This window comes from Geminicoccus flavidas, assembly GCF_009806515.1.
GTDB classification, from domain to species: domain Bacteria; phylum Pseudomonadota; class Alphaproteobacteria; order Geminicoccales; family Geminicoccaceae; genus Geminicoccus; species Geminicoccus flavidus.
The window spans coordinates 1-8992 of record NZ_WUJP01001082.1 but is presented as its reverse complement, the minus strand read 5'-3'; the positions used below and the strand labels follow the sequence as shown (position 1 = coordinate 8992).

At 61.7% G+C, this 8992-nt stretch carries 5 protein-coding genes; 3 read left to right on the top strand and 2 right to left on the bottom strand.

Annotated features, from left to right (window positions below):
- Positions 1-481: 481 nt before the first annotated feature.
- The 3 genes from EQG76_RS30785 to EQG76_RS30775 all read left to right on the top strand — a co-directional run bounded on the left by EQG76_RS30785 (position 482) and on the right by EQG76_RS30775 (position 7149).
- A complete protein-coding gene (locus EQG76_RS30785) occupies positions 482-2044 on the top strand; it encodes a putative maltokinase (protein WP_159719035.1) in 1563 nt (520 codons plus the stop codon).
- Positions 2045-2097: 53 nt separating this feature from the next.
- Entirely contained in the window at positions 2098-6057 is a 3960-nt protein-coding gene (treZ, locus tag EQG76_RS30780; protein WP_235031650.1) for a malto-oligosyltrehalose trehalohydrolase, read from the top strand.
- Positions 6058-6180: 123 nt separating this feature from the next.
- On the top strand, positions 6181-7149 hold the full coding sequence (locus tag EQG76_RS30775; RefSeq protein ID WP_159719034.1) for a TIGR03885 family FMN-dependent LLM class oxidoreductase: 969 nt from the start codon (positions 6181-6183) through the stop codon (positions 7147-7149).
- A 292-nt stretch (positions 7150-7441) separates the two neighbouring features.
- Here the strand turns inward: EQG76_RS30775 and EQG76_RS30770 are convergent, their stop codons facing one another.
- Positions 7442-8368 carry a M20/M25/M40 family metallo-hydrolase gene (locus EQG76_RS30770; RefSeq protein WP_200841272.1) on the bottom strand — a complete coding sequence of 309 codons (927 nt, stop codon included), beginning with the start codon at positions 8366-8368 and terminating at the stop codon, positions 7442-7444.
- Between the two features lie 405 nt (positions 8369-8773).
- Positions 8774-8992: hypothetical protein (locus EQG76_RS32660; RefSeq protein WP_235031649.1), on the bottom strand; the 219-nt coding region annotated here is incomplete at its 5' end.

The following is an 8992-nucleotide window of genomic DNA, read 5'->3' as shown; positions in this document are numbered from 1 at the left end:
CGGAAGATCAAGAACAACCCATGTGAGACAGGAGAGGGCGTCTCGATCAGCCGTCTTGCTGGGGTACACCCTAATGAAGAAGGCGGTGGACAAGATAGCGCCACGCGCCGCCTCACGCATTCTGGCAGGCGCACGGCATCAGGATAGGACGCCAACTCCGAGTCTGAGTGCACATCCGTATGCTTCCACCAGCAGAGCGTAGATCTAAACTATACTATACTATTTCCCCAAACAATATAATAAACTAGAAAAAATAATCTTCACTTACAAGCAATGCACTTGCTATATGCAAATCGATTAACTAGATTGCCGAATTTGTAACGAAAATCACCCGGTAGATATTGGCAATATCCTGCTGGATGCAGGAGCCAGCTTGGCTGGATGAGTCGTCCTGCTTCCGTTCAAAAGTTTATTTAACAGCTCTGGAACGTCTTCGAGGAGTATTGGTTCTTCCCACTCTACTCAATGCTGAAGGTCTCCCGTGTCGCACTTGTTCCGTTCCATTATGAACAACGACGGCTCCATCTGGCCTTCGGGAGTAGAGGCGGCAGCGGAAGCGGCGCTGCCGGACTTTCTCCTGCAACGGCGCTGGTATCCTGCCAAGGATGCCGGCCGACCTGAGGTCACTCTTTCGGCCCTCGTTCCGTTTCCCGTGCCGGATCTGCCGTCGGTGGTCGCCATATGGCAGGTAACGCCGCCGGGTCAGGTGCCCATGAAGCTCTTTGTGCCACTCGCTCTGGTCACGGAGGGGTTGTCCGAGACAGCCCAGGTGATCGCGACATCGCGTACGAACAGCGGGGAGATAATTCGGCTGGTGGAAGCCTTCTCTGTGGACACCTTCGTCCATGCCTGGATGGAGGCTCTGCTACGGAATGACGACAAGGCATCAGGGGAATTGGAGCTTCACGCCAGACGAACGGAGCAGCTGGCTGAAACTGGCTTGGCGTCGGGTGGCGCCTATAGCATCCGCCGGGGAAGTGCCGAGCAGTCGAACACCTCCATTCGCATCGGCGATAGTACGATCCTGAAAGTGATCCGAAAGCTGGAGGAGGGCATCCACCCGGAGCTGGAGGTCAGTCAGTTCCTGACCGGCGAGGCCGGTTTCATGGCTACCCCAGCCCTTCTGGGCTGGGTCGAGTTGGGCAGTAGGACCGGTCGTGAACCTGTCGCCTTGTCCATTCTCCAGGCCTTTGTCGCCAATCATGGGGATGGTTGGTCCTGGATGCTGGAGCGGCTATCACGGCTCTCGGCACAGGATGGGGATGGCACCAAGGCCACCGAGGAGGCGGTCAGCTGGCTGCGCCGGCTTGGTCAGCGGACGGCGGAGATGCATGCTGCCTTCGGGATCACTACGGATGACCCTGCCTTCTGCCCAGAGCCAGTACAGCCTCAGGACATGAAGGATTGGATCGGGGCTGCCCAGGAGATGGCGCACCACGCCCTGGACGGCCTTGCGGCGGCGGAGGAGCGACTGGAGCTCGAGACTCTCGATCCAGTGAGAGCTCTGCTTGCTCAGCGCGAAGTGCTGATGAAGCGTCTTCAGGCAGGACTCCCCAACGTTTCCACCTTCGCCAGGACCCGCCATCATGGCGACTATCACCTCGGTCAGGTGCTGGTCACGGATGAGGATGCCGTGATCGTGGATTTCGAGGGCGAGCCGCTGCGTCCCCTAGCAGTGCGGCGGGCTAAGCACGCGGCATTGCGCGATGTCGCTGGCATGCTTCGGTCTATTGCCTACGCAGTGGCAGCGGCCGAGCGCTCGCTTCCGCAAGCCTTGCCTGCGGCAGATCGGGAAGCGGCTCTCCAGCGCTTGAGGGAATGGGAGCCGATCGCTTCTCGCACCTACCTCGACGCCTACCTCGATGCTGCCCATGATGCGGCCGGTTGTCCTTCGGAGCGTGCCGATGCCGAGCAGGTGGTGGACTTCTTCATGCTGGAAAAGGCGCTCTACGAAGTTGCTTACGAGCTGGCCAACCGGCCGGATTGGCTGGCGATTCCTGTACGTGGCGTGCTGGCGCTGCTGGATGCAGAGGGCAGGCAATGACAACACGCGTGCATCGCATGCCCTTCGGGGCAGAGGTACAGCCGGACGGCAGGGTGCGGTTCCGTCTCTGGGCCCCGTCGCATGGCTCGATTGGACTGGAACTGGATGGAGCGGCAGAGCCGCTGCGGATGCACAGCGTTAGCGAGGGCTGGCACGAACTGGTCACGGCCCTCGCAAAGGCTGGCACGCGCTACCGGTTCGTGCTTTCAGACGGCTTGCGTGTACCGGACCCGGCCTCGCGCTATCAGCCGGAGGACGTGCACGGACCAAGCGAGGTGATCGACCCGACCACCTATGACTGGCAGGACAAGGGCTGGTTGAGCCGCCCATGGCACGAGGCTGTCGTCTACGAGTTGCACGTCGGCACCTTCACACCGGAAGGCACTTTCCGCGCCGCCATCGACAAGTTCGACCATCTCGTGGCGCTAGGTATCACCGCCATCGAGATCATGCCGATCGCGGATTTCCCGGGGAAACGGAACTGGGGCTACGATGGCGTGCTGCCCTATGCGCCCGACTCCACTTACGGACGGCCAGACGATCTGAAGGCCCTGGTGGAGGCGGCGCATCAGCGCGGCCTGATGGTGCTGCTCGACGTGGTCTACAACCACTTTGGGCCAGAAGGTAACTACCTCCACGCCATCGCCTGCGAGGCCTTCACCGACCGGCACGAGACACCCTGGGGTGCCGCCATCAACATGGACGGGTCCGAGAGCGGCCCGGTGCGCGACTTCCTCGTCCACAACGCGCTGACCTGGATCGAGGAGTTCCACCTCGACGGGCTGCGGCTGGACGCGGTCCACGCGATCATGGACGACAGCCCGAAGCACCTGCTGCAAGAATTGGCCGAACGCGTCCGCGCCGCGGTACCGGATCGTCCGATCCACTTGGTCTTGGAGAACGAGGAAAATCAGGCGAGCCGCCTGACCCGGAACGGGGAGCGGCAGCCCCGCTGGTACAGCGCGCAGTGGAACGACGACGTCCACCACGTTCTGCACGTCGCAGCGAGCGGTGAAGCCAAGGGCTACTATGCGGACTATCTTGGTGACACGGAGAAGCTGGGTCGTGCCTTGGCGGAGGGCTTTGCCTTTCAGGGCGAGCTGATGCCCTATCGCGGCCACGCACGCGGAGAGCCAAGCAGTGACCTGCCACCTACTGCTTTTGTGGCCTTCATCCAGAACCACGATCAGGTCGGCAACCGGGCCTTTGGCGATCGCCTGACCGCCTTCGCCCCGGAAGAAGCGGTGCGCGCGGTGGCCGCCGTCTATCTCCTGCTCCCGCAGGTGCCGATGCTGTTCATGGGTGAGGAATGGGGTGCTGCACAGCCGTTTCCCTTCTTCTGCGACTTTGGCCCCGAGCTTGCCGATGCAGTGCGCAAGGGACGGCGCGAAGAGTTCGCTAGCTTTCCAGAGTTCCAGGATCCGGCGAAGCGGGAGCGCATCCCTGATCCCACGGCCGAAGACACCTTCATCGCGGCCAAGCTTCGCTGGGACGACGTCGCACGACCGGCTCATACCGCCTGGCTGGATTGGTACCGCCGGGTGATCGCTACCCGGCACGCCGAGATCATGCCGCGCCTTGATGGTATTCGTGCTGGCGGGCGCTACGAGGTGATCGGGGAAGGTGGGGTGGTTGTGCGCTGGCCACTGAGCCAAGGTGACAGCACTCTGGTTCTTGCAGCAAATCTTTCGGCCCGGCGGGTAGAAGGCTTCCCACCTGCCTCCGGTCGGGTGGTCTGGCAGGAGGGCGAAGCTGGTGACGAAGGCAGCTTTGGCGCCTGGACGATTCGCTGGAGCATCGAGGATGCAGCTGACGGCTCGGGCTCGTCCAGTGGGCCCGAAACCTCCGCTCTGGATAGGCTCGCGGAGCGGATGGGCATTGAACCGGAGTTCCGCAACGCCCGCGGCGAGATCGTGCCCTCCAGCGCCGACACGAAGCGGAGCCTCTTAGCCGCGATGGGCGTGGAGGTGGCGGACGATGCAGAGGCGACAGTCGCGCTAGAGGCCCTGAACCGTGAGGAATGGCTGCGCCCCCTGCCTTCGGTAGCGGTCCTGCGGCTGAATGCAGGTCCACCCGCCATCGAGATCACTCTGCCTGCTGATGTCAGACAGATCTCCTGGCACCTGAGGCTGGAGGACGGATCGGAGCGCGCAGGCCAGGCTGAGTTCGATCGGCTCCCGTTTGTTGCCCAGTTCAGTGTTGAAGGCCGGGACCTCCAGCGCCGCCTCCTGGCGCTGGGAAACGATCTGCCTTGGGGCTACCATCAATTGCGGGTAGACCCGGGTAGTGCCGCGACTACGTTGGTGATCAGCCCCGGCCGGTGCTGGCTGCCGCCCACCCTGGAACAGGGCAAGCGGCTTTGGGGCATCGCAGCACAGCTCTACCTCCTGCGTTCGAACAGCGACTGGGGGATCGGCGACTTCGGCGACCTGCGCAGCCTGGTGGAACTCTCGGCAGCGCGCGGGGCCGATGTGATCGGCCTCAACCCATTGCACGCGATGTTCCACGATAATCCAGAACACGCCAGTCCCTACTCGCCGGCCAGCCGTTTGCTTCTCAACATCCTCAACATCGATGTCATGGCCGTGCCCGAGTTGCAGGACTGCCCGGAGATGCGGGAGCGGGTCGCCTCCGACGCATTCCTTCGGGAGCTGGAGGCATGTCGAGCGGAACATCTGGTGGACTACGTGAAGGTCACCGAGATCAAGCTTTCGGTACTGGAGGCGCTGTTCCATTCCTGCCGGACCGCCACCAACCAGGTTCGCTGGAATGCTTTCGAAGCCTTCCGGGAGGAGTTGGGCGATGTGCTGGAGCAAAATTGCCTGTTCTTGGCATTGCGCGAGCATTTTGCCGGGAATGATCCCGCGCAGGCTGACTGGCGTTGCTGGCCCCAAGGGTATCGGGACCCGACGTCAACCGCTGTCGCCAGGTTCGCTGCGGAGAACCGGCAGCGCCTGAACTTCCTCGCTTGGCTGCAGTGGGTGGCCGACAGCCAGCTTGGTGCTGCGGCGGCAGCGGCGGGAGAACAGGGCATGGCGGTAGGTCTATACCGCGACCTGGCGGTCGGTGCCGACCGTGCAGGTGCGGAGACTTGGACGAATGCCGCAGCTGTCGTGTCCAAGGCCCAGGTCGGGGCACCACCTGACATCTACAATCCGGCCGGCCAGGACTGGGGCCTGCCCCCCTTCCACCCGCGCGCGCTGCGCGAGGAGGGCTATCGCAGTTTCATCGAGTTGATCCGCGCCAACATGCGCCATGCTGGCGGCCTGCGAATCGACCATGTCATGGGCCTGCAGCATCTGTACTGGGTGCCGCAGGGACAGAAGCCCTCGACCGGCGCCTACGTGGCCTACCCGGTCGACGATCTGACCGGCATCCTGGCCCTGGAAAGCCATCGCCAGCACTGCCTGGTCGTTGGCGAGGATTTGGGCACCGTGCCAGAGGGCTTTCGGGAGCGAATGGCGGAGGCCAATGTCCTATCCTACCGCGTGCTGTTCTTCGAGCAAGACGGCCAGACAGGTGCTTTCCTGCCACCAGACGCATATCCGTCCCTGGCGCTGGCCGTGGTCGGCAGCCATGACCTGCCTACCCTCCGTGGCTGGTGGGAGAGCCGCGACATCGGACTGAAGGAGCGCCTGGGCCTTTATCCTGACCCCGAAGAAGCGGGGCGGCAGCGTGCGGCGCGGCAGCGTGATCAGGCCCAGCTGCTGCAGGCCCTGCGGCGGGAGAAGCTTCTGGATGAGGAGGAGCCGGACATTCCTACCCTAGCGCGCGCGGCACATGCCTTTCTCGCTCGCAGTCCCTCGATGCTGGCCATGGCGCAGATCGACGACCTGACCGACGAGGCAGATCAGGTGAATGTTCCCGCCACCTCCGACGAGCATCCCAACTGGCGACGGCGTCTCTCCATGACGCTGGAAGAACTGGCAGAGCGGCCACGTTTTATCGAGATCGCCGACATCTTCCACACCGAGCGCAGCACGCCGCGGCCTGGAGCCACAAGCAGTGGTTGAGGCAAGCCACCGACGCAAGGAACCTGTGTCGGACCAAGGACCGCACCGATCGTTCTTCCAGGCCTGCCGGAGATCAGGCGGTACCGTCGCCTGCCTGCTCCATGCCCTGAGGGTGGCTGGATCATGACATCCTCTGTCCGTATCGGCTTCCACGCCTCTCACGAACAGTTCGCTCCTTCGGAGCTGCTTGCCCTCGTGCAGCAGGCCGAGGCTGTTGGCTTCGATTGTGCCATGTCCTCCGATCACTTTCGCCCCTGGGGCAAAGCTCAGAACCATTCCGGGTTTGCTTGGTCCTGGCTTGGTGCGGCCATGGCCGTCACGGAGTTGTCCATGGGCGTCATCTCGGCACCGGGCTACCGCTATCATCCAGCCATCATCGCCCAAGCCGCGGCGACCTTGGCGGAGATGTTCCCGAACCGTTTCTGGCTCGCCCTTGGCAGTGGCCAGCGCCTGAACGAGGACATCACCGGCCTCGCTTGGCCGGAGAAGTCGGAGCGCAACCTTCGCCTACGTGAATGCGCTGATATCATCCGCGCGCTGCTGCGCGGCGAAACTGTAACACATCGAGGTCGTGTCACGGCGATAGAAGCGAAGCTCTACAGCCGTCCCGTCCACCCACCGGCGCTCCTGGGAGCTGCAGTAACCGAGGCGACGGCAGAGGCGGTCGGTGCCTGGGCGGATGGACTGCTGACGGTCTCCGCGGACCTGGAGCAGATGCGCAAGGTGATCACCGCCTTCCGACGTGGTGGTGGCGAAGGCAAGCCGCTGGTGGTTCAAGTCGGGCTGAACTGGGCAGCGACGGAGGACGAAGCACTCCTTGGTGCACATGAGCAGTGGCGGACTAATGTTCTAGGCGGTGAAGTAAATTGGGAATTGCGGACGCCGGAGGACTTTGATACTGCCACGCGTTTTGTGAAGCCGGAGGACCTGCGGAACTCCGTTTGGATCTCCGCTGACCTTGGATGGCACGCCGCACGTATCACGGAGCTGGTCGAACTCGGCTTCGAGGAGATTCAATTGCATCAGGTCGGCCGCAACCAGCAGGCCTTCATCGATGCCTTCGGTGCCCAGGTTTTGCCTGCGCTGCGATAATAGGCTGCTGACGCGGGCATTAGTTTTCGAAGTCATGCACTCTGCACAACAGGATGAACCACCGCCCGGAAACTTCATCTTCTCTTCACGATTCATTATGACTCAATTATCTGGAGCCGGGAATTGTCTCAGATACTCTCGGTCCTCGTGGTGGAAGATGAAGCGCTCGTTGGCCCCAGAAGGTATGCCGGCAGATGTGCCCAACAGTGGAAAGCCAATCGTCGACTTGAAGCCTTTTGAGCAGCTGGAGCAGGCACTCGCACCTTACGGTGATCAGGTAGCCGTCTAGCCCTCATCGAGGCGTGAAGTCCGTGTCAGGTGAAACGCGCTCGCAGTACGCGGCCATCAGGCGGGCACAATCCTCCACATCCTTCAGGCTCAGTAGCTCGCAAGGCGTATGCATGTAACGCAGCGGCACGCCGAGCAGACCCGTCGCCATCCCACCTCGGTTGATTTGCATCGCATTCGCATCTGTAGGGGTTGCCCCGGCCGCCACGCCTACTTGATACGGGATGCCTTCCTGTCGTGCAGCTTCGGTGATGAGTGCGAACACCACGGGATTCGTGTTCGCACCACGAGACACACTCGGCCCCTTGCCGATGTCCATCTGCCCATATCGGGACTTGCTCACCCCAGGATAGTCCACCGCATGATCCATATCGACGGCGAGGCCTGTCTGTGCATTGACGCTGAAGGCAGACGTTCGTGCACCCCGAGACCCTATTTCTTCCTGTACCGTTGCGACGGCATAAACACCTACGCCGGGGTCCAGCGCCTGCTTCTCCTTCAGAAGTCGAAATGCCTCAGCCACAATGAACGTGCCGGCTTTATTGTCGAATCCCCGTGCAGTGGCACGGCCTCCCATTAGCTGCTGGAATTCATACTGATAGGTCACCACGTCGCCAAGCTGAACGACCGCTTCGACTTCCGAGCGCGAGGTCGCTCCGATATCGATCCAAAGGTCCTTCAGCTCGGGCTTCTTCTTGCGCTCTTCCTCCTCGAGCAGATGGATGGCCTTGCGCCCGACAACGCCTGCCACGCGCTCCTTGCCATGCACCCATACCCTCTGCCCGACCGGGATCACACCGTCGTGCCCGCCGATGCCGCTGAAATACAGAAGGCCCTCGTCGCTGATGTAGTGGACGATGAACCCGATCTCATCCATGTGCCCTGACAGCATGACCTTCATCGGCGCGTCTGGGTTGAGCGCCGCGGTCACATTGCCATGTACATCCGTAGTGACCTGATGGGCGAAACGGTCAGTATATTCCCGGTATAGTCTGGCGACTGGCTGCTCGTAGCCGCTAGGTGAGGGCGTGCCTATGATAGCCTTTAGGAATTCGAGTGACTCAGGTCGCATACTGGCCCCGTACTGGTTGATGCCACAGCGAAACTCGCTGGCTGAACATCGAATAAGACCTTCACTGATGCACGGCGTGCGCCGGGCGATCGTGGAACTGGCCTCTATCTCAGCTCTGAATGAACTAGACAGATCCTGCTGGTCTGGCCTGCCTCGCGAAGATCGTCGGGCTGACCAACCAGTACCTGGCACTGAAAGTTCCGGGTTACGTTCTTTATGCTCAGATTTTACTGAGAGATGACGCAGATAAACTTATATGGTTCATCAATCGTTTCCTAAAGAACTACAAGCGACCGTGAGTTCGTTGGCACCGCAGGTGAGGATGTCGTCCAGGGTGAAGAGGGCCTTTTGCACCATTTTCCTCTGAACAGTGCGGGCCGGAAGGAAACGCGAGAGCCTGCTACCGGTTGCCAAAGCCGGCACTCGATCAGGAAAGGTGGCAGGCATGAACCTGGAAGATCTGTACCGCCTGCTGCGCAGCGA